Annotated in this window: 18 protein-coding genes and 1 riboswitch; of the genes, 13 read left to right on the top strand and 5 right to left on the bottom strand. The window is 51.7% G+C overall.

All coding sequences use genetic code 11. From position 1 onward, the window contains the following. Positions 1-961 precede the first annotated feature (961 nt). The 3 genes from BN2762_RS01280 (at position 962) to BN2762_RS01270 (ending at position 4,477) form a co-directional block, all read left to right on the top strand. The gene (locus BN2762_RS01280; protein ID WP_055105253.1) at positions 962-2,899 is read left to right on the top strand and encodes a heavy metal translocating P-type ATPase; all 1,938 of its coding nucleotides are present in this window, start codon (positions 962-964) and stop codon (positions 2,897-2,899) included. Positions 2,900-3,245: 346 nt separating this feature from the next. Beyond that, positions 3,246-4,196 carry a thioredoxin-disulfide reductase gene (trxB, locus tag BN2762_RS01275; protein ID WP_055105252.1) on the top strand — a complete coding sequence of 317 codons (951 nt, stop codon included), beginning with the start codon at positions 3,246-3,248 and terminating at the stop codon, positions 4,194-4,196. A gap of 32 nt (positions 4,197-4,228) precedes the next feature. After that, on the top strand, positions 4,229-4,477 hold the full coding sequence (locus BN2762_RS01270; protein WP_055105251.1) for a glutaredoxin family protein: 249 nt from the start codon (positions 4,229-4,231) through the stop codon (positions 4,475-4,477). Between the two features lie 105 nt (positions 4,478-4,582). Here the strand turns inward: BN2762_RS01270 and BN2762_RS01265 are convergent, their stop codons facing one another. Then, positions 4,583-4,780 carry a hypothetical protein gene (locus BN2762_RS01265; RefSeq protein WP_055105250.1) on the bottom strand — a complete coding sequence of 66 codons (198 nt, stop codon included), beginning with the start codon at positions 4,778-4,780 and terminating at the stop codon, positions 4,583-4,585. 291 nt (positions 4,781-5,071) lie between these two features. Here BN2762_RS01265 and BN2762_RS01260 point away from each other — a divergent pair, with 291 nt between their 5' ends. Beyond that, complete coding sequence (locus BN2762_RS01260; protein WP_230202397.1) at positions 5,072-6,232, top strand: transglutaminase domain-containing protein; 1,161 nt, start codon at positions 5,072-5,074, stop codon at positions 6,230-6,232. A gap of 80 nt (positions 6,233-6,312) precedes the next feature. Here BN2762_RS01260 and BN2762_RS01255 read toward each other — a convergent pair whose 3' ends face one another. Together BN2762_RS01255 and BN2762_RS01250 are read right to left on the bottom strand one after the other, a co-directional pair. After that, on the bottom strand, positions 6,313-7,785 hold the full coding sequence (locus BN2762_RS01255) for an amino acid permease (protein ID WP_055105352.1): 1,473 nt from the start codon (positions 7,783-7,785) through the stop codon (positions 6,313-6,315). A gap of 99 nt (positions 7,786-7,884) precedes the next feature. Further along, positions 7,885-8,089: riboswitch (Lysine riboswitch) on the bottom strand. Between the two features lie 138 nt (positions 8,090-8,227). Beyond that, on the bottom strand, positions 8,228-9,376 hold the full coding sequence (locus tag BN2762_RS01250) for a virulence factor (protein WP_055105351.1): 1,149 nt from the start codon (positions 9,374-9,376) through the stop codon (positions 8,228-8,230). A 162-nt stretch (positions 9,377-9,538) separates the two neighbouring features. On the opposite strand from BN2762_RS01250, the gene BN2762_RS26705 reads away from it, so the two are divergent. From BN2762_RS26705 to BN2762_RS01230, 6 genes are all read left to right on the top strand, one after another. Next, the gene (locus BN2762_RS26705; RefSeq protein WP_148499847.1) at positions 9,539-9,772 is read left to right on the top strand and encodes a hypothetical protein; all 234 of its coding nucleotides are present in this window, start codon (positions 9,539-9,541) and stop codon (positions 9,770-9,772) included. Beyond that, positions 9,705-11,054, top strand: coding sequence for a cytochrome ubiquinol oxidase subunit I (locus BN2762_RS01245; RefSeq protein ID WP_055105249.1), 1,350 nt, complete (start codon positions 9,705-9,707; stop codon positions 11,052-11,054). The genes BN2762_RS26705 and BN2762_RS01245 overlap by 68 nt, the downstream gene beginning before the upstream one ends. Then, positions 11,051-12,082, top strand: a complete 1,032-nt coding sequence (locus tag BN2762_RS01240; protein ID WP_055105248.1) for a cytochrome d ubiquinol oxidase subunit II — start codon at positions 11,051-11,053, stop codon at positions 12,080-12,082. The genes BN2762_RS01245 and BN2762_RS01240 overlap by 4 nt, the downstream gene beginning before the upstream one ends. A gap of 8 nt (positions 12,083-12,090) precedes the next feature. Beyond that, a complete protein-coding gene (gene cydS, locus BN2762_RS28275; protein ID WP_407668402.1) occupies positions 12,091-12,192 on the top strand; it encodes a cytochrome bd oxidase small subunit CydS family protein in 102 nt (33 codons plus the stop codon). 107 nt (positions 12,193-12,299) lie between these two features. After that, complete coding sequence (locus BN2762_RS01235; RefSeq protein ID WP_055105247.1) at positions 12,300-13,250, top strand: MBL fold metallo-hydrolase; 951 nt, start codon at positions 12,300-12,302, stop codon at positions 13,248-13,250. A gap of 161 nt (positions 13,251-13,411) precedes the next feature. Then, on the top strand, positions 13,412-15,037 hold the full coding sequence (locus BN2762_RS01230) for an ABC-F family ATP-binding cassette domain-containing protein (protein WP_055105246.1): 1,626 nt from the start codon (positions 13,412-13,414) through the stop codon (positions 15,035-15,037). Between the two features lie 1,610 nt (positions 15,038-16,647). On the opposite strand, the gene BN2762_RS01225 is transcribed toward BN2762_RS01230, so the two are convergent. Further along, on the bottom strand, positions 16,648-16,836 hold the full coding sequence (locus BN2762_RS01225) for a hypothetical protein (protein WP_055105245.1): 189 nt from the start codon (positions 16,834-16,836) through the stop codon (positions 16,648-16,650). A gap of 194 nt (positions 16,837-17,030) precedes the next feature. On the opposite strand from BN2762_RS01225, the gene BN2762_RS01220 reads away from it, so the two are divergent. After that, on the top strand, positions 17,031-17,903 hold the full coding sequence (locus tag BN2762_RS01220) for a cation diffusion facilitator family transporter (RefSeq protein WP_055105244.1): 873 nt from the start codon (positions 17,031-17,033) through the stop codon (positions 17,901-17,903). A gap of 292 nt (positions 17,904-18,195) precedes the next feature. After that, entirely contained in the window at positions 18,196-19,227 is a 1,032-nt protein-coding gene (locus BN2762_RS01215) for a C40 family peptidase (protein ID WP_055105243.1), read from the top strand. Positions 19,228-19,324: 97 nt separating this feature from the next. On the opposite strand, the gene BN2762_RS01210 is transcribed toward BN2762_RS01215, so the two are convergent. Next, a complete protein-coding gene (locus tag BN2762_RS01210; RefSeq protein WP_055105242.1) occupies positions 19,325-19,648 on the bottom strand; it encodes a hypothetical protein in 324 nt (107 codons plus the stop codon). A gap of 128 nt (positions 19,649-19,776) precedes the next feature. On the opposite strand from BN2762_RS01210, the gene BN2762_RS01205 reads away from it, so the two are divergent. Next, on the top strand, positions 19,777-20,361 hold the full coding sequence (locus BN2762_RS01205) for a hypothetical protein (protein ID WP_055105241.1): 585 nt from the start codon (positions 19,777-19,779) through the stop codon (positions 20,359-20,361). The last annotated feature ends 19 nt before the right edge of the window (positions 20,362-20,380 follow it).

Raw genomic sequence — 20,380 nt, 5'->3', positions numbered from 1 at the left:
TAGCAGTAATGTAGCAGCAGCAGTGTAGTGGCAGTAGTATAGTGGCGTAATGTATTTGCAGTAGTGTTATAGCAGTAATGTTGTGTCTGCCGTGGTTGTAGTTGTGGTCGACCGACCGCCGTCATGCAGCGAACCATACGCGCGCTGGCAACTGCGCCCGGTGCAAAAGGTTGGAGTGGGTTGTTGAAGAGGGAAGAGTGCGGAGAACGTAACAATTCACGTGGGGACATGTATACAAGCATGTAGGACGTAAACAATTCACGCGGGGGTACGTACATGATGCACGAGAGATTAGGTACATAATTCACATGGGGATACACACAAGGTACGTAGGGATACGCACACATTGCCCCCGTTCGGATACGTCAATATGCACGTGGGATATGTATATAATGCACGGACGTAACTAACTGCATTGTTGTATTTAAAATGATGTTCTCTAGTCGCGGATTATAACTAGCTGGATTTGTTGCATTTAGATCGAAGGGTTTTGGGTTATAAAGGTAAAAAGATGAGTTTTAGATGCGAGAAATGCATCTATTTTGCAATATTGCTCTAATCAAGGTCAAGCTAGATGCATGAAATACAGCTAACTCCGATGAAATCCACCAGCCAGCCAACTAACTTCAATGAAATCATACCTGTCAACCAAGCCAACTAGGGAGAGGTAGATACTAACCAGTCTACCGACCGCCGTCATGCAGCGAACCATACGCATTAATTTAGCCTATGTAACCTATTTAGCTTTATTTTCCTATTCGCCTATTTACATAAAACAAAAAAAGGGTTAAAATAAAGCCAAAGTTTCATTAAGGAAAAATTATTGTTCTAATGCAAAAATGATTATCGTTCTCAATTACATGCTGCTCCGGGATCATCCCGGGGCAGCATGTGCCATTTTAAGGGCATTAACAATAGTATTCATTCTCAATTAGACATCACCTTAAAGGAGGAGATTTACATGCAAGCTATTCATAAGGGAGTTACCTCCATTCAGCAATCTGCCAATACACCTGATCCGAGAAGGCGCCGCCGCCACACGCTGTTGAACATGCTGAGACACCGCGAGATCGTTTTTGCTTTGGGAAGCGGTCTGCTTATGTTGACGGCCTGGGGCGTGGGAACCTTTTCGCAAACGATATCCGTGATTCTTTATATTGCTGCTTATTTTACAGGAGGGTTCCTGAAGGCTAAGGAAGGATTGGAGACGTTAATCAAGGAACGCGATCTGGACGTCAATCTGTTGATGATCGCCGCGGCGCTTGGGGCTGCCTCGATCGGATACTGGAATGAGGGCGCGATGCTGATTTTTATCTTCGCTTTGAGCGGTGCGCTTGAGTCCTTTGCAAGCGAGCGCAGCCAGAAGGATATATCCGAGCTTATTTCCTTGAAGCCGGAAACGGCGGTAAAAGTCGGTCAAGACGGCATGAAGGTCGTTCCCGTGGAGGAATTGGCGATCGGCGATTTACTGCTTGTTAAGCCAGGCGAGGTAATTCCAGCAGACGGTTTGGTGCGCAGTGGCGGCTCGGCCGTCAACCAAGCCACCATTACCGGAGAGTCCATTCCGGTCGATAAAGTGATCGGAGACAGCGTATATGCCGGAACGCTGAATGGGGAAGGAGCCCTATATGTAGAAGTAACAAGCCCGGCTGAGGGAACCCTGTTTGCTAAAATTATCGCGCTGGTCGAGCAGGCTCAGAATGAGGCGCCGGAGTCTCAGCGTTTCATCAAGCGGTTGGAAGGGATCTATGCCAAGGCTGTCGTAGCATCGACAGCAGCTCTTATTTTACTTGCTCCGCTGCTGTTCGGTTGGAGCTGGTCGCTTACCTTCTATAAAGCTATGGTCTTTCTCGTTGTAGCTTCGCCTTGCGCGCTGGTTTCCTCGATCATGCCGGCCATGCTCTCGGCTATGTCCAAGAGCGCCAGAAAGGGTGTACTCTTCAAAGGCGGGGCACATATGGACAATTTAGGAAATACGAAGGTTGTTGCTTTTGACAAGACTGGTACACTGACAGCGGGACAGCCGGTTGTTACGGAATTGTTCGTAGCTGGCGAATATGACCGCCTTGAGGTACTGGCGGCTTGCGCATCGGCGGAGAGCCTGTCTGAGCATCCGCTTGCCAGGGCCATAGTAAGCAGAGCTGTTAGCGAAGGCCTGCAGATCAAGGCGGCCGAGGACATGAAGTCCATCATCGGCTGGGGAATTGAGGCTAAGGTAGATGGACGGCTGTGGCGGATCGGCAAGGCGGATGAGCAGGATTCGGCCATGCCAGCTGAGCTGCTGGATCGGCTGAGAGAGTTAGCCGCAGAGGGCAATACCGTCTCGGTGATTATGCAGGACGATAATTACGTAGGCCTTGTTGCTCTCCAAGATGTCATTCGTCCCCAGGCCGTTGCGGCGATTTCCAAGCTGCGCGAAATGGGGATAGCTACGGTGATGCTGACGGGCGACCGCAGTGAAACGGCTGAGGCGATAGCGAAAGCGGCAGGCGTGGATCAAGTGTTCGGTGATTTGCTGCCGGAAGATAAAGTCAACCATATCAAGAGTCTGCGGGAAAAACACGGTCATATTGTCATGGTCGGGGACGGCGTCAACGATGCTCCGGCTCTGGCCGCAGCGACCGTTGGCATGGCTATGGGGGGAGGCGGAACCGGGGCAGCCTTAGAGGTCGCGGATGTCGTGCTGATGAACGACAACTTAGAGATGGTGTCCGAGACCGTTGCCCTGGCTCGCCGAGCTCGTCGGATCGTGAAGCAGAATCTCGTCTTCGCCGTTGGCATCATACTGATGCTAATTGTCGGAAACTTCGTCCAGGGACTGTCGCTTCCTCTTGGCGTAATCGGTCATGAGGGAAGCACGCTTCTCGTCATTCTGAATGGGCTGCGTCTGCTTCGTTGAGGCAGATGATTAAGCAGCACTCTCGTATATAAGAGTTGTAACAGTGCCTGGTGAGCCATTCTCGCATACAGTGAGCCGAAACAATGCCCGGTGAGCCAATATCGCATACCGCGAGCCATTCCCGCGCACCGTGCACAGCCTTTTACCGCGCGGTGCGCGAAGCATGACGCGGCCAATCGGCTACAGGCCTGTTCATGATTCCTTCATGCAAACTTCACTGAACGTCACTGCTGCAAATATTGACCTTGCTTTATCATTACAAGATAATATAGGTTAGATATTAATAAAAATTGAAATTTTGCTGCTGATTCTCGTGTGAAATTTGCCTGAAGGAGGAAGTTATTATATGTATAAATCCATAATTATCGGAACAGGACCTGCAGGGCTGACGGCGGCGATTTACCTGGCACGTGCGAACCTGAAGCCGCTGGTCATCGAAGGGCCTCAGCCTGGCGGCCAATTGACGACAACGACGGATGTGGAGAATTTCCCCGGCTTTCCGGAAGGAATTCTGGGGCCTGAGCTGATGGATAACATGCGCAAGCAGGCGGAGCGCTTCGGCGCCGAATTCCGCATGGGCTGGGTGAACTCGGTAGATCTGAGCAACCGCCCGTTCAAGCTTCAAGTCGAGGGCATCGGGGAATTGGTGTCCGAGACCTTGGTTATTTCGACGGGAGCAACCGCCAAATATCTCGGCATTCCGGGAGAGCAGGACAATGTGGGCCGCGGCGTAAGCACCTGCGCAACCTGTGACGGCTTCTTCTTCCGCGGGAAGGAAATTATCGTCGTCGGCGGCGGAGATTCCGCGCTGGAGGAAGCGGGCTTCTTGACGCGGTTTGCCTCCAAGGTTACGCTGGTTCACCGCCGCGATGAGCTTCGCGGTTCGAAGATCATGCAGGATCGTGTCCGCGCCAATGAGAAGGTGGAATGGGCGCTGAACCGTACTCCTCTTGAAGTAGTTACGAATGATGCGGGCGTTACCGGACTTAAAGTGCGCAACAATGCGACAGGAGAAGAGGAGATTATCGAGGCTAGCGGAGTGTTCGTAGCGATCGGGCATCATCCGAACACCGGCTTCCTGGGCGGTCAAATTGATACGGATGAGAACGGGTATATCATCGTGAAGCCAGGAACATCCGAGACGAATATACCGGGTGTATTCGCTTGCGGCGATGTTCAGGATAACCGTTATCGCCAGGCGATCACGGCTGCGGGCAGCGGCTGTATGGCGGCGATCGATTGCGAGAAATTCATCGAGAGCATAGAGCATGAGGCAGCGGCTGCCGCTTCGAAATAAATAGATAACCGGATAGAGAGCAGGAGAACCATATGAGTCAGGTAATCGTATATACGAGCACGAACTGCCCGAACTGCCAGCGGATTAAGAGCTTTCTCGGAGAGAAGGGCGTGGCTTTTGAAGAGCGCAACGTGCAGAGAAATAAGGAATTCGCTCAGCAGGCGTGGGATATGGGGATACGCGTCGTTCCGGTAACGGTTATCGGCGAGCACCGTATTCTCGGCTTGAACGCAGCCCAGCTGGAGAAGGCTTTGGAGGAGCAAGCTTTGCTTCAAGCTTAAGTCAGGCGCATGCAGAGCGGCGAAGACCGAAACAAAAAGAGGAGAACGGCTGAACCGTTCTCCTCTTTAATTCCATGATGCGAAGTCAATGTTGGATAAATATTGTCAGACAAACAGGCCGACAACAAGCTGGAATACGATATAGCTGACAATTCCGCTGCCGATCAGGATGAACCCGCTTTTCTTCCGCCCTTGAAACAGGCGCAGCAGGCCCAAGCTGCCTAACGGGGCAATGATTAGGAGAAAAAACATCACAGTGATAAAAAGTTCAACGGAAATGTCCGATATATTTACTATAGTCATACACTTGTCTCTCCGTTTCTATTATGGCTGACTGCGCAATGATATTTATCACACTATTAGCATGTTTTATATTATACATAAACTGCTATCTATTTTAAAGGAATTCATCCAGGGAAATAAGGCATTTTAGCGTCTTTTTTGCGATTTGAAGGGGGCATGCAGCGAACCTCGCGTGTTGGGAACTGCGAGAAGTAAAGAAAAATTCAGAGGACAAGCATTCGACAAAACTAGAAGCCCTTTTCATTTCAATTATGTTACAATGGGCTTGAACAACGGAGAGTGCTATATTTTATGGAGAAGGGTTGGGAGATGATGAAGCAGCAAATCGCAAAACGATGGTTAACGGCGGGGATTGCAAGTGCCATTGTGTTTGGTGCCATACCCCCGGTCGTCGGTTACAGCGAAGTATATGCGAAATCGGAGATAGCTGCAGAGGACGTAGCCGTAACCTCTTCGAAGGAGCTTCAATCCAAACTGGCCGAGTTCATGGGAGCTAGGCAAACGACGATCTCTTTGAAATATCAGGGTTCGACGAGCAATTTGAAGGATATTCTGAAGGAAGCCGTTAATGGGGCACTGGAGAGCGATCCTTACACTAAATATGTCGTTGACCGTTATACATATTCTTGGAAGGGAACCTCAGGGTCAGCCAAAATTACTTTCCAAATATATTACCGGGAGACGGCAGAGCAATCAGCCTATGTTGAAAGCCGGGTAAAAGAAATTCTTAAGGAGATCATCAAACCCGGCATGAACGATCATCAGAAAGTCAAAGCAATTCATGATTATGTCGTACTGAATATGAAATATGATGAGGATCTGAAGAAATATACTGCCTACGAAGGCCTGAAGACAGGCGAAGCGGTCTGCCAGGGATATACGCTGCTAACCTACAAGCTGCTGAAGCATGCGGGGATCGACAACATGATCGTCGAGGGCAGCGCAGGCAATCAGCTGCATGCCTGGAACCTCGTATCCTTGGGAGGGAACTGGTATCATCTTGATACGACTTGGGATGACCCAGCACCAGATATGCCAGGGGTCGTTAAATACGGCTACTACATGCGGACGGACGAGCAGTTGAGAAAGACCCATACGTGGAATAACGTATATCCGGCCGCAAAGCAATCCTATCGCCAGACGCTTGCTTCGCTGATCGCTGCAGGCGGCCAGTCAGCTGCAGCGCTGCAGGAGCTGGAGCAGCAGCTGGAATATACGCTGTACCGTCCCGAAGCTGCGGTTAGCAGCGCCCGGGGAATCCAGGGGCAGATTAAGCAAGCGATCGGCAGCGGCCAGCAGGCTGTTACGATCCGGTATGCTGGCTCGGAACGCCAGCTGGTTGACCAATTGGGCAGCCTCTATGAGCTAGGCATCAAGAATATCTCCTATCTGGCTGAGCCGCTCGAAGGAACCGGCGATCTGCGGGTCGAAATCCATTGGGAGAATAAATAAGAATAAGAACAAAGGAGCTGTCCCAAGCAGAGTCATCTGCGATTGGGGCAACTCCTTTTTTTGGCGTTGAAGCTTGAAGATTATGATTTCGTGGACGCCGGCTCCAGGTCGCACTCCTGCAATGGAATCAGTTTGGTGCGTTTAATCCATTTGTATCCGAGCCAGATGCCTAGGAACAAAGGGATGCTGATATACGACACGACGAGGCCGTACCAATCGATCCGCCCGCCGTTAAAGGCCGATAAGCTCTGTCCCAGGATTACGATGACGCAAAGAACGAAGGCAAAGAGCGGGCCGAACGGGAACCATCTTGCCTTGTAGGGCAGATCGTTCAAATCTTTTCCCTGGGTCACGAAGGCGCGCCGGAAGCGGTAATGGCTGATAGCGATGCCGAGCCAGGTAATAAATCCGCACATGCCGGAGGCATTAAGCAGCCAGGTATATACAATTCCGTCTCCGAACAGGGAGGCGAGAAAGGCGGTCATTCCGACTAGCGTCGTCAGCAGCAGCGCATTGATCGGCAGCCCCCGGCGATTGAGCTTGGCGAGAAATTTCGGTGCCTTGCCCCGCTTGGCCAACGAATACAGGACGCGGGAGGAGGCATACATGCCGGAATTGCCCGCCGACAGAACGGAGGAGAGAATGACCGCGTTCATGACGGAGGCGGCGAAGGCCAGTCCCGCTTTCTCGAATACGAGCGTGAACGGACTGACGCCGATGCTCTCGATGCCTTCCTTCAGCAAATTGGGATTTGTGTAAGGAATCAGCAAGCTGATGACCAGAATCGCCAGAATGTAAAAAATAAGAATTCGCCAAAATACCTGCCGGATCGCCCGGGGAACATGCTCCCGCGGATTGTCGCTTTCACCGGCAGCCACGCCGACCATTTCCGTTCCCTGGAAGGAGAAGCCCGCGGCCATGAACACGCCCAGGAAGGCGAAGAAACCGCCGTGGAACGGCGCGTCGCCAATGGTGAAATTCTTGAAGCCGACCGCTTCGCCGCCGATGATGCCGAAGATCATTAATACGCCGATGACCAGAAATAGGATGACTACCGCCACCTTAATCGTTGCAAACCAATACTCCGATTCGCCATACCCTTTAACCGATAATAAATTAAGACCCAGAATAAGGCCAAGGAACAGCAGGCTCCACATGAACGAAGAGCTGTTCGGGAACCAATATTTAATGATCAGCGTCGCAGCCGACAGCTCGGCGGCAATCGTGATCGCCCAGTTGTACCAGAAATTCCAGCCCATGGCAAAGCCGAGGGACGGATCGACGAAGCGTGAGGCGTAGGTCTCAAAGGATCCGGAATCCGGCATATATGTTGCAAGCTCGCCCAGGCTCGTCATAAGAAAATACACCATGATCCCGACGGCGGCATAGGCGAGAAGGGCACCGCCCGGGCCTGCCGAAGCGATCGCTCCTCCGCTGGCGAGGAATAATCCTGTCCCGATAGAGCCGCCCAGGGCGATCATCGTCATATGGCGCGCCTTGAGTCCTCGCTTTAAATGGTTTGTCGTCTTTTTGCTGGTGCCCATTGTCCGCATCCTCTCTAAGTTGAAATCTAGGTTGAAAATCAAAAAAAGCAAAAGACCGCGGAAGGGCTCCGCGGTCGTATCGTCTATACCGTCTTCCCCATCAACGTTCTTCAAGATAGCGCAACACGGCTCTTGCAGGCTCCCGCAGGAGTCAGCCGTGACAGTTCTGTCCCTTTCGGCAACAGCCCCAGCATGTCCGTCTTCTGGAAGCAGGACGTCCACACTTCGGCGATGCTGCCTTTCCGTCCGGTTCATCGGCGGCTTCCCAGCCTTCCCGGACGTACTGATCAACATCGCGACCTCTACCTCATCCGATATGCCGATGAGGTTCTTATTGGTTTGTCAGTTTAAATAATTACTCAGTATATAGCAGCGGCCTGTCCAGGACAAGGATCAAATTTTGTCATTCGCTGGATCAGACAGGCCGCCCTCCCGGATTCGCCCGGTCTTATCAGTCCTTGGAACTGTTCTGTCTGTGCTGCGCCATTTGCTGCCAGATCGTGCCTGCGGCCTGCTCCCCGGATTCGATGCGCTCAAGCGCCATTCTCGCTTGGAGGCCGACCTCGAATTCGGGGTCGTCGGCCGCAGCGCGAAGCGCGTCCCTCGCTTCATCCGTTCCGACTTCATAGAGGAACCGGGCCGCCCGCCAGCGGACGAGCTTGCTTGAATCCTGCAGCGCGGCAATCATCGCCTTCGTTGCCGCCGGATCGCCGATGTCGGACAGCGTATCGCCTGCCGTACGGCGCACCGCGGCGGATTTATCACGCAGCGCCTCGTAGAGCAGCTCCATGGCCTCCGGCGTGCCGATATCGCCGAGGTAAACGACGGCCAAGCGCCGCACCTGCATCTGCTTGTCGCCGAGCGCTTCGGCGAGCAGCGGCAGCGCTTCGGCCTCCGGCTTCAGCGCCTCCAGGCCCGCATAGCGAACGCGCCAATCGTCGTTCTGCATCCGCTCGCGCACCTCGTCCAGGCTAAGCTCACGGCGCTGCTCGACGAATTCGCTATCGCTGCTGCCGTGCTCGATCGCCTGGGCTACCAGCGCTTGAAGCCGCTCCGGAGGGTAGGCCGCTTCGAGCTCCTGCTCCACCTCGCGGGCGATATCCGCCAGCTCGCCGTAACGCACGCCATAATCGGTCAGCTTGCGTTCTTTGATCAGCGTAGCGCTGGACACCTCGGTTACCGCGGCTACGAAGCGCTCGCTCAGGCCGATCCGTTCCTCCTGGCTGCCGGATTTCACGCGGATCTGCATCGGGATGCTGCGGAAGAATTGCACGAAGACCTGCGCTTCGCCGTAGCCTTGCGCTGCCTCCATATCGCTCTGCTCCCAGGAGGAGGCTATGCCCTCCTGGCCGAATTGCGCCTGTACCTCGGCCAGGATGGCCGACCAGTCGGCATTGCCCTTCCGGTCGAGCGCGACGAAGTCGGCGGTATGAAAGACGCTCTTTACCCCGGGAATATGCAGCATTTGAGCGATCCAGGGCGGGGCAGAGCGTTCATTGTCCAGCGTATATGTTTTGCGGATGCCCGGCTCCAGGCTTTCGCTCAAATGAAGCTTCATCGTGTTCGGGCTCGGCGTAGGTTCGATAAATACAATTTTCATCATTCGTTCACACTCCTTCTAGATCATTGTACATCAAGGACGGGGTTAACCCAAGTCTCGGAGGAACGGCCTTTCGGGGAACATGGTCAGGAATAAAAAGGAACCGAAGCGGCACAATACAGGTTAGAAGAATTGATTTCCAGAGGAGGCGTTGTTGTTATCATGTTCCAAAAGCAGGAACGGATACTTATCCTCGTCTGCTTCGCCGTAGCGGTCATCATGCTGTACGCCACCATCAAGAGCGCCTTCCGGTATTTAGGCGCGCCAGTGAAGCCGGACGCTGCGCCCATCCACTGGAGAATGACGAGAGAGGAGCCGAGCGAAACCGATGTTTTCTATGGACCCAGTTACATTGAGCCGGATTCTTACCGGCCTTACGCTGTTTGTACATATTAATTTCGCTTCGATCGGCGTAGGCGTGCCTCTAATCATCGCTTTGGCCGAGTGGAGAGGCATAACTCAGAAGGATCCCCATTATTCGCTCCTGGCCCGGAGATGGGCTCGCGGGTTCGTCATTTCCGTGGCGGTCGGCGTCGTGACGGGCACATCGATCGGCCTGCAGCTGAGCTTGCTCTGGCCCAGCTTCATGAGGGTAGCCGGGCAGGCGATAGCCCTTCCGCTGTTTATGGAGACCTTTGCTTTTTTTGTGGAGGCGATTTTTCTCGGCATATATTTGTATACGTGGGAGCGGTTCAGACGGCCTGGCCTGCATCTGCTGCTGCTGATTCCCGTCGTACTCGGGGCCTTCTCCTCGGCATTCTTCATCACCACGGTGAATGCGTTCATGAATACGCCGCAGGGCTTCACGCTGGAGAACGGAGTGTTTACGAACATCGACCCGATAAGGGCAATGTTCAATCCAGCGACGCCTACCAAGGTATCCCATGTCCTGGCGTCTTCACTGACGATGAGCGCCGGGCTGCTGGCAGGAATCGCCGCCTATAGCCTGCTCCGGGGTCGCAATCACATCTATTTTAAAAAAGCGCTCAAGCTTACAGTGACCTGCACCTTCGTCTTTGCGGTATCCACGGCGGTTATCGGGGATTTCTCCGGCAAATTCCTCGCCAAATACCAGCCGGAGAAGCTGGCAGCAGCGGAGTGGCATTTCAAGACAATGGAGAAGGCCCCCCTTATCTACGGGGGGATTCTGGATGAGAACCACGAAGTGAAATATGCGCTGAGGATCCCTTATGCACTAAGTATTCTGGCGGGGAGCTCCCCGAACACCGAGGTGATCGGACTTGAGGAGTATCCCCAGGACGACTGGCCGCCGCTGCTCATCCACTATATGTTCGATATGAAGGTGACGATCGGCATGCTGCTGGTCCTCATTCCATTTCTGTATTTGCTGCGCCGCTGGCTGCCTGGCAGGAATAAAGGGTATCCCAAATGGCTGCTGATCGGCATCCTTACGCTTGGACCGTTTGCGATGGTCTCGATCGAGCTGGGCTGGATGTTCGCGGAAATCGGGCGTCAGCCGTGGATTGTCCGCGGCTATATGAGGGTCGTCGATGCGGCCACGACCTCGCCTCATGTCGGCGAGATGCTCGTGCTGTTCATCCTTCTGTATCTCGTGCTTTGCGTATCCTGCGTATATGTGCTGGCCAAGCTGTTCCGGAATAAAGACGTATTTGCCGAAATGAAAGAGCGGGGAATCGAAGGAGGGGAGCAGGGATGAGTTACGAAATCATCGGAATCACAGTGCTCTGGACATTTCTATTCGGGTATTTGATCGTTGCTTCCATCGACTTCGGGGCCGGTTTTTTCAGCTATTACAGCGTCATTACCGGGCATAAGAACAGGGTTCACCACATTATCCAGCGGTATCTCTCCCCGGTCTGGGAGGTGACGAACGTCTTCCTGATCTTCTTCGTCGTCGGGCTGGTGGGCTTCTTTCCGGTATCCGCATACTATTACGGCACTGCCCTGTTGGTTCCAGGCAGCTTGGCGACCGTGCTGCTCGGGCTTCGAGGCGCTTATTACGCCTATAACACCTATGGGAGCAGCAGGGAGGACAACAAAGCTTACATGGCGGTTTACGGGGCGACAGGACTGCTGATTCCAGCGGCGTTGTCAACGGTGCTGGCGATATCTGAAGGCGGCATTATCCGGGAAGAGGGCGGCCACGTCATCCTCGATTGGGCGCTGTTCTTCGCCAGTCCCTACACATGGTCGGTCATTGTGCTGGCGATCGTCTCCGTGCTGTACATCTCCGCCATGTTCCTGACCTATTATGCGAAAAAGGCCGGGGACCGCCAGGCCTTCGAAGTACTGCGGGGATATGCGCTCATGTGGAGCGCGCCGACGATCCTCGCCTCGGTGCTTGCTTTTTTTCAGCTCAACCGGCATAATCCGGAACATTTCCAAAATATGCTCAATATTGCCTGGATGTTTATCGCTTCCTTCTTCTGCTTCCTGCTGGCGGTATATTTTGTCTGGAGAAGGATCCGTCTGGGCTGGTCCTTTCTGCTCGTTATGCTGCAATTCGGCTTTGCCTGGTATGGATACGGACGTTCGCATCTGCCGTATATCCTGTTCAAGCAGGTGAGCATTTACGAAGGATTTACGAATGAGGCAATGGCTGTGGCGCTGATTGCGGCGTTCATTGCCGGCCTGTTTATTTTAATACCGTCTCTGGTGCTGCTGATGCGCCTTTTTCTATTCGATGCCAAATATATTCGGGGAGGATCACCGAAGAAGGGGTGAGCAAGGCTATGGAGCATTTCCTGATGATGCGGGCGCCGCAGCTGGTCATTATCGTTGCGGTTGCATTTCTATTCGTGTATGCATACCGCTATAAGGATCCTTCGGATTGACTTGATTAACCGAGGGGTTTTACGGGTGTATATGTTCTAGGTATAGTAAAATAAAAAGCGTAAAGAACTATATTTGGAGGGGAGCTAGAAGGAGGGGATCCTCAAGAGTGGCCAAGAAACGCTATACGAACATCGACAACGTTAACACGGACAGAACCTTGAAGCAATTCAGGCAGTGGCGTGAGGAGCGTCGCAGCAAGAGAAAAGACTACTCCTATATTATTCCAAACTCTCCGCCGCAGCTGGATTTTTTGCAGGCCAATAAGACTGAGCTTACTGTAACCTGGATCGGCCATGCCACCTTTCTGATCCAGTACAAGGGCTTGAATATCGTTACCGATCCCGTGTGGGCTGGGCGGATGGGGTTCCAGCGCAGGCTTGGAACGCCGGGAATACCGATCGCGGACGTTCCCGAGCTTGATGTAATTCTCATTTCTCATTCCCATTATGATCATATGCATATCTCCTCGATCCGCAAGCTGTACGGGGTAAATACCCAGCTGATCGTGCCGGTCGGGCTGGCGCGCAAAATGCGGCGCAAGGGCTTCAAACGGGTACATGAGCTGAGCTGGTGGGAGCATATGGAGATCGGCGAGGCCAAAATTTCATTCGTCCCGACCCAGCATTGGACCCGCCGTACGCTATTCGATATGAATACGTCGCATTGGGGCGGATATGTGCTGGAACCGGCAAGGGCAGTGCAAGGACAGCAGGAGCATGTCGTTTATTTCGCTGGCGACAGCGGCTATTTCCGCGGCTTCGAAGAGATCGGCCAGCGGTACAATATCGATATCGCTTTGATGCCCATTGGAGCCTATGAGCCGGAGTGGTTCATGACTTCCCAGCATACAACCCCGGAGGAGGCGCTGCAGGCCTTCCTCGACGTCAAGGCCAAGCTGATGATTCCCATGCACTACGGGACGTTTCGGCTTGCGGACGATACCGCCCGGGAGGCGCTTGACCGTCTCGAGGCGGATCGGAAGCGCCGGGGGATCGCGGAGGAGGCCATTAAAATATTGCTCCATGGCGAGACGCTGCGTTATCCGGGAAGCGGTTAGAGAGGGACGGAGCTAGTGCAAGCCGATAAGCAATACTGTGAAGACGCTGTTTCATGCGTCTTTTTTTGCGTGCAAATTCGCTTTCCTTCCGGGCGGACGGCCATAATTTATGCTATAATGTTGACCAGTGTGTATTAATAATAAAGGATGGTAATGCCGAAATGATAAGTACTACTGGTGTAACGCTCCGCTATGGAAAACGAGCACTTTTTGAAGATGTAAATATAAAATTTACGCCGGGGAACTGCTACGGCCTCATCGGTGCGAACGGGGCGGGGAAATCCACCTTCCTGAAAATTCTGTCCGGGGAGATCGAGCCGAATCAGGGCGAGGTGCATATGTCGCCGAACGAACGCCTTGCGGTGCTGAAGCAGAACCATTATGAGTATGACGAGTACCCTGTTCTGGAGACGGTGATCATGGGGCATACCCGTCTGTATTCCATCATGAAGGAGAAGGACGCTCTGTATGCGAAGCCTGATTTCTCCGAAGAGGACGGCATGCGCGCCGGCGAGCTCGAAGGGGAGTTCGCGGAGCTGAACGGCTGGGAAGCCGAGTCGGATGCGGCTGCGCTGCTGATCGGGCTGGGCATTCCGCGCGAGCTTCATGACAAGAAGATGGCCGAGCTGAGCGGCAACGAGAAGGTGCGGGTATTGCTTGCCCAAGCCTTGTTCGGCCGCCCGAACAACCTGCTGCTGGATGAGCCGACGAACCATTTGGATTTGGAATCGATCCAATGGCTTGAGAACTTCCTCATGGATTATGAGGGAACGGTTATCGTCGTATCTCACGACCGTCACTTCTTGAACAAGGTTTGTACGCATATCGCGGACATCGACTTCGGCAAAATTCAGCTGTACGTCGGCAACTACGACTTCTGGTATGAATCCAGCCAGCTGGCTCTGCAAATGCAGCGTGACGCCAACAAGAAGAAGGAAGAGAAGATCAAGGAGCTTCAGGCGTTCATTCAGCGCTTCTCCGCCAATGCCTCCAAATCGAAGCAGGCCACGTCCCGGAAGAAGCAGCTGGAGAAAATCACGCTGGACGACATCCGTCCTTCCAACCGGAAATACCCGTTCCTGCACTTCAAGGCGGAGCGTGAGGCCGGCAAGCAACTGCTGAGCGTAGAAGGCTTGACCAAGACAGTCGAAGGCGAGAAGGTGCTCGACAACCTCAGCTTTGTCGTCAATAAGGGTGATAAGATCGCCTTTGTCGGTCCGAACAGCATTCCGAAGACCACGTTCTTCCAAATCGTAATGGGCGAGCTGGAAGCGGACGCGGGAGAATACAGCTGGGGCGTAACGACGTCGCAGGCGTATTTTCCTAAGGATAACTCCAAATATTTCGACGGCGTCGACCTTAATCTGGTCGAATGGCTGCGTCAATATTCGAATGACCAGGATGAGACCTTCCTCCGCGGCTTCCTGGGCCGGATGCTGTTCTCCGGGGAAGAGGCGCTGAAGAAAGCGAGCGTCTTGTCCGGGGGCGAGAAGGTTCGCTGCATGCTGGCGAAAATGATGCTGAACGGCGCGAACGTGCTTCTGTTCGATGAGCCGACGAACCATCTGGACTTGGAGTCGATTACGGCGCTCAATAACGGGCTGATCGATTTCGATGGAACGATTTTGTTTACGTCCCATGACCATCAGTTCATCCAGACGATCGCCAACCGGATTATCGAAATTACGCCAAATGGCATCATCGACCGCGTTATGACCTACGATGAATACCTGGAGAGCGAAGAGATTCAAAATTTGCGTAAGCAAATGTATCCTGAAGAGAAATAACCGCCAACCTGGCGCTAAATGCAGAAGGGGCTGTTCCAGAAGTCATCATAGATGACTGAGGGGCGCCCTTTTCTTTTAGAAAGCGATCCTTTTCTGCGGCATCAATTTCTGTGAAAGTAACTTCTGTAGAAGTAAATTCTGTGAAAGTAACATCTGTGGAAGCAATTTCTGCTAGATGCAACATCTGCTAGATGCAACATCTGTGGAAGCAATTTCTGCTAGATGCAACATCTGCTAGATGCAACATCTGCTAGATGCAACATCTGTGGAAGCAATTTCTCCCCGGCCTTGATCCCATTCTTAGCTCATATATAAGGTGTCGAACACGAACACTAAAACCCCATTCTTTAGCTTATGTTATATAAGCTAAGGAACACGAACTCTAAATGGAATTCATGTATCTAATTATGCTCTGAACGAATAGTTCAATGGATTAGATGGATTTCATGCACCTAAAATCAAGAATCCCGTCTGTGATGGACAGTTCCTTTTTTCTAACGACATGAAATCCATTTAAATCTACTTTTCTTTCTTTGTAGCGGAAACTAACTACTATAAATCCATTTGTTCACACGAGCAATTTCTCTTTCATAAACTTTGTACAGTGGAACAAACTGCTATAAATCCATTTAGTACGTGAATTCTACGATGGAACAAACTTCTATAAATCCATTTAGTACGTGAATTCCACGATTCATGCTTGGCGTAAAGGGGAGGTAGTGAGCGTATTGATCCCATCAACACAACCAGAGGTAAAGAGCGGCTTGGTCCCATCAAACTAAAGGTGGAAAGCGCGCTTGATAACATCAACGCAACCAAAGGTGAGGAGCGTGCTTGACGCCACATCAAGGGCAACTGGATCTAAAACAGTGAACAAGATACAAGGATTTTGCGCGGCTGGCAGACGTTCCATTTCCGGAGAGTGAGTAAGGAAAAGTAGAAAGTGGGTATGAATCGAATATTGAATATCATATAACGAATACCAAATACAAGCATCGAATATCAAATATCAAATATCGAATATCAAATACTAAACACCAAATATCAAATATGGGAATATCGAATGTCATTACCGAAGGGGTGGCGTGAGGATTATCCGCTAGAGCCGCAGTGAACAGAAGCCAAGCCCAAGGTAATCGCTAGATCAAAGTTAGCATGAAATGAAGTATTTGTGGCTAAAGAACCAGGCAAACCACAAGCTTCGCAATGAAGAAGGCTGTGCCTTAAAGTATTTGTACATAAAAGCATCCATGCAGCGCCCCGGTGTCTCAGCCTTTAAAAAGTAAAACGGACTCCGCAGAGCGTAAGCGAGGCCGTAAGGCGCATGATCGAGCGGGAGCCTGTATTTAGCGATAGGAAGAGAAACCGAGCTTTCGGGGCTTCCAAAGGTTTCTGATTCGAGGCTTACCACAGTGAGGCAGGAGGTCGGGCGGCTTTCCCTTGTCCATAATTCGCTTAAGAAAGCCGCTGTCGATGCCAAAAACCAAGGAGCTAAGCGAGAACAAACCGCTTAGCTCCTTGGTTTTTACGAATGCTATCCTATTTGGCTGATGAGGGTGTTCCAAAGTTTGCCTTTGGGATAGCCTCTCTGTGTCTTGGAGCTGCTGCCCCTATGACCCGCCCGTACGGCGGCGCTGGTTGTTCGGTTTTTTGTTGTTTTGGCTTTTCATCGCTTTCGTTTGCTGGCTTCCCGAGAACCCTGGTTTATTTGCTGCGGTCTGCTGTTGCTTTTTCTGCTGCAGCTTCTGGCGCATTGCCTCAGCCAGGTCGATTTTTCGAGGTTCACTGCTTTCTGTCATATACGATCATCTCCTATAAGAAAGGGGGTTGCCCTTATTCTAAACGTTTTTAAATTATTGGACAACGGGAATAATGAATAACGCTTGCTTTAGCCCAAGGCAACACTGTTTCTCTAGACTCACATGAAGTTCATTTGCTACGATGGTATAGCAAATTTTATTATCCAAATAGAGAAGGAGCCGGAGGTGCAGATTTGAACATTTATGATGATATACGCAAAGGAGAGCGGGGTGCCTGGATCAGCATTTCCGCTTATCTGGTTCTGTCTGCATTCAAACTGATTAGCGGGTACCTCTTTGCATCGAGTGCCCTTTTGGCAGACGGCTTCAACAACGTAACCGATATCGTTGCTTCCCTGGCTGTATTAATCGGCCTGCGCATATCCCAGAAGCCTCCGGATTCCGATCATGCGTACGGGCATATGCGGGCAGAGACGATTGCTGCATTAGTGGCTTCTTTTATTATGGCTATGGTCGGAATCCAGGTCATTTACGGGTCGATTCGTTCTCTTCTGGCGGGGGTAGAGGTCGAGCCGGACATTCGCTCTGCGGGAGTAGCCTTAATCTGTGCGGCGGCGATGTGGTTCGTCTATGCCTATAATCGCAGATTAGCGGCGCAGATTAATAATCAGGCACTGATGGCCGCAGCCAAGGACAACCTCTCTGATGCGCTGGTAAGTATCGGCGCGGCGGTCGGAATTATCGGAGCCCAGTTGGGGCTTCCGTGGCTGGATACCGTAGCGGCTTTTGCCGTCGGGCTATTGATTTGCAAGACCGCCTGGGACATATTCAGAGATTCGACGCATCGATTGACCGACGGCTTCGATGAGAGCGAGCTCGGGGATTTGCGAAGCTCGATCGCCAGAATTCAGGGAGTCGAGGGGATACGGGATGTGAAGGCGCGAGTTCACGGCAATCATGTACTGGTCGACGTCGTTATTGAGGTGGATCCGATGCTTACCGTCATCGAGAGCCATGAAATCAGCGACCGTGTCGAGGAACATATGCGCCGGAAACGGAATGTAATGCACGTCCATGTTCATGTCGAGCCCAAGACGGGAACTTAATATTAACCGTTAGAGTCTGCAATGCTCTAACGGTTTTTTTGCGTTCAAATACAAATTTCTCCGGTTGTCCTATTAAAGGCAGGTCATTCATAACGCTAAGCCACAAATAGGAAACAAGACCTAATCGTTGGAAAAATATTAGGCAATTAGTATGTGGAGGAAAATCAGAACACGAAAATCGACTTATTTAGACAAACATCGACAAAGGATATAATGGTTAGAAGTTAAAAAGAAAGGAGGAATTAGCAGCAATATCCATTATTCCAATTTGCATCTAGGAGGTTTTTCATCAATGAAACGGAGTGTGGCTATTTTATTATCCAGTATCATGGCTTTGTCGATTTATTCAGCCATGCCGACCGCAGCGTCAGCGGCTGCGTCCCAGCAGAGTGCAGTACAAACGGGCGTGATCGCGGGCGGCGTCAATTTGCGGGACAAGCCCTCGATGTCGGGGAGAGTGATTGGCTTCTTGAAGAAGGGGACGGCGGTACAAGTTCTGGATCAGAGCAACAGCTATTTCTATAAGGTGAAGGATGCCGCAGGAAATACCGGTTATGTCAGCTCTGCACCCAAATATATCACTGTTCAAGGGGCGTCTGCTGACCAGGGATCTTCCTCGGTAGAATGGAGCGGCCAAGTCATCTACGGGGTGAATCTGCGCAGTCAGCCCTCCACCTCGGGCAGCATTATTACTATGCTGAAGAAAGGCACTCGTGTCACCATTTTGGAGGAAGCGAACAAATCATTTTATAAAGTAAAAACCTCGGAAGGCCTGACCGGCTATGTCAGCTCTTCGAGTAAATATATGAAGACCAGCAAGGGTGCGGGATCTATAAACGGGGAAAGCTCGCCTGCGCCTAATCCGTCTGTCCCAGAGAGCATCAAGGAGCAGGTGGACAAAGTGATTCGAACAGGGAAGAAGTACATGGGAACTCCTTATGAGTTCGGATCCAACCGGAATACGACGGCTACCTTTGACTGCTCCGACTTCGTCAAACATATTTATAAGGAGGCGCTTGGCATTACGCTTCCGTCCGATTCTCGAAAGCAAGGGGCCTGGATCAAGGAGAACAGCGAGCCGGTCTATCGGATTAGCGATCTGAAGGCGGGGGACCTGGTTTTCTTCATGAGCTATAAAGGCTCTTCCGCATCCGCCTATGAGGGGATCGACAAGAATAGCGAACGGATCACGCATGTTGCATTGTATATCGGCGACGGCCAATTGCTGCAAACTTATTCCGTCAAATCCGGCGGTGTCCGAATCGATAAGCTGGACGGCTCGTGGGAGCGCCGCTTCTTGTTCGGCGGCAGCGTGCTTCGATAACCTGCCAGGCACTGAAACTAAAACCGCTCCGCAGAACGAGGAAACCCTTGTTCCGCAGAGCGGTTTCGTGCATTCCTGACATCATCTGTGTTATATATTAGCTATAGTCAGGAACATAGTCTGGAACGTGGATCCAGGCTTTGCCGAGCCAGGTGTATATTTCTACCCAATCGTCGATGATCTGTCCGGTAGGATGTACATATTGGGGGGCCAGCGCGTTCAAGGCATCTCCGTTCGGAGCGCTGTAGAATGTCGTGATATCTTCTAGTTCGATAGGATTAGGAGCAATCACGGTCTCGCTAGCTTGAATGATCGGCTCTTCAAGATTTGGGATCACCGCATCGGCTTCTGCTGCCGAAGCTGCGGTAGCCAGGGCGGCTGAGACAATCAGTGAAGCGGTAATAGCAGCAAATTTCTTCAAATGAAACTCCTCCTTAGAATATATTTGGTTGTATACTTGTTCGTACTTATGTAATAAACCATCAAGCAACTTAAGAATCATTTAAAATGATAGTTTTTAATAAATAGGTTGGAAAGGAGAGCTCTGACGTGAGAAAAAGACTGTCTCGATGGGGGCTTCGGCTGCTCCTGCTTCTGCTGACATTAATATTGCTTGTCGCAGCCTTGGCAGGGTACATTCGCCCGGAGCGAAGCCTGGACATGGGATACGCGGAAATAAATTGGAAGGACAAGCTTGTCGGGATGATCGACAGCCGCAAGCCGGAAATAAAAATTTCGGAGGAGGAATTCAATCATTTAGCCAAGAAGCAGGTATCAAAGGCAATCCGTAGTAATGAGCTTCCCGTGGAAATTACGGGAATGAGGTTCGAGCTGAGGGGAGACCTGCTAACCGTCTATCTGAATGGCGCGTGGGGTCCTGTACCGTTCGGGGCAGCAGTACAGTACGGCATGGAATATTCAGCCGGGCGTCTGGTGTTGACCCCAGAGGCGGTAAAGGTAAGAAAATGGTCCCTGTCTCCCCAATTATTGAGGCTGGAGCGGGTGGAAATTGATCCAAGCCCTTATGTGCCTGATCCGGTTGCGGTACAGGACATGGTCTTCCATGACCGTGAAATGACAGTTAAGTTTAAGCTGGATTGGCTTGAAATTGCCAAATACCTGTCCTCTTTCTAATATAATCTTAAAAAAAGGC

It is taken from the genome of Paenibacillus ihumii (genome assembly GCF_001403875.1).
Taxonomy (GTDB): Bacteria; Bacillota; Bacilli; order Paenibacillales; family Paenibacillaceae; genus Fontibacillus; species Fontibacillus ihumii.
Note: the sequence above shows the minus strand (reverse complement) of the source record. Positions and strands in the feature narration are given on the sequence as shown.

What these genes read in the sequence shown, in the direction of transcription:
- BN2762_RS01260 (WP_230202397.1), top strand. Translation starts at nt 5,072, where the DNA reads ATGGAGAAGGGTTGGGAGATGATGAAGCAGCAAATCGCAAAACGATGG.
- BN2762_RS01240 (WP_055105248.1), top strand. Translation starts at nt 11,051, where the DNA reads ATGAGTTACGAAATCATCGGAATCACAGTGCTCTGGACATTTCTATTC.
- BN2762_RS01215 (WP_055105243.1), top strand. Translation starts at nt 18,196, where the DNA reads ATGAAACGGAGTGTGGCTATTTTATTATCCAGTATCATGGCTTTGTCG.
- BN2762_RS01250 (WP_055105351.1), bottom strand. Translation starts at nt 9,376, where the DNA reads ATGAAAATTGTATTTATCGAACCTACGCCGAGCCCGAACACGATGAAG.
- BN2762_RS01280 (WP_055105253.1), top strand. Translation starts at nt 962, where the DNA reads ATGCAAGCTATTCATAAGGGAGTTACCTCCATTCAGCAATCTGCCAAT.
- cydS (WP_407668402.1), top strand. Translation starts at nt 12,091, where the DNA reads ATGGAGCATTTCCTGATGATGCGGGCGCCGCAGCTGGTCATTATCGTT.
- BN2762_RS26705 (WP_148499847.1), top strand. Translation starts at nt 9,539, where the DNA reads ATGTTCCAAAAGCAGGAACGGATACTTATCCTCGTCTGCTTCGCCGTA.
- BN2762_RS01255 (WP_055105352.1), bottom strand. Translation starts at nt 7,785, where the DNA reads ATGCGGACAATGGGCACCAGCAAAAAGACGACAAACCATTTAAAGCGA.
- BN2762_RS01230 (WP_055105246.1), top strand. Translation starts at nt 13,412, where the DNA reads ATGATAAGTACTACTGGTGTAACGCTCCGCTATGGAAAACGAGCACTT.
- BN2762_RS01245 (WP_055105249.1), top strand. Translation starts at nt 9,705, where the DNA reads ATGTTTTCTATGGACCCAGTTACATTGAGCCGGATTCTTACCGGCCTT.
- BN2762_RS01265 (WP_055105250.1), bottom strand. Translation starts at nt 4,780, where the DNA reads ATGACTATAGTAAATATATCGGACATTTCCGTTGAACTTTTTATCACT.
- BN2762_RS01270 (WP_055105251.1), top strand. Translation starts at nt 4,229, where the DNA reads ATGAGTCAGGTAATCGTATATACGAGCACGAACTGCCCGAACTGCCAG.
- trxB (WP_055105252.1), top strand. Translation starts at nt 3,246, where the DNA reads ATGTATAAATCCATAATTATCGGAACAGGACCTGCAGGGCTGACGGCG.
- BN2762_RS01225 (WP_055105245.1), bottom strand. Translation starts at nt 16,836, where the DNA reads ATGACAGAAAGCAGTGAACCTCGAAAAATCGACCTGGCTGAGGCAATG.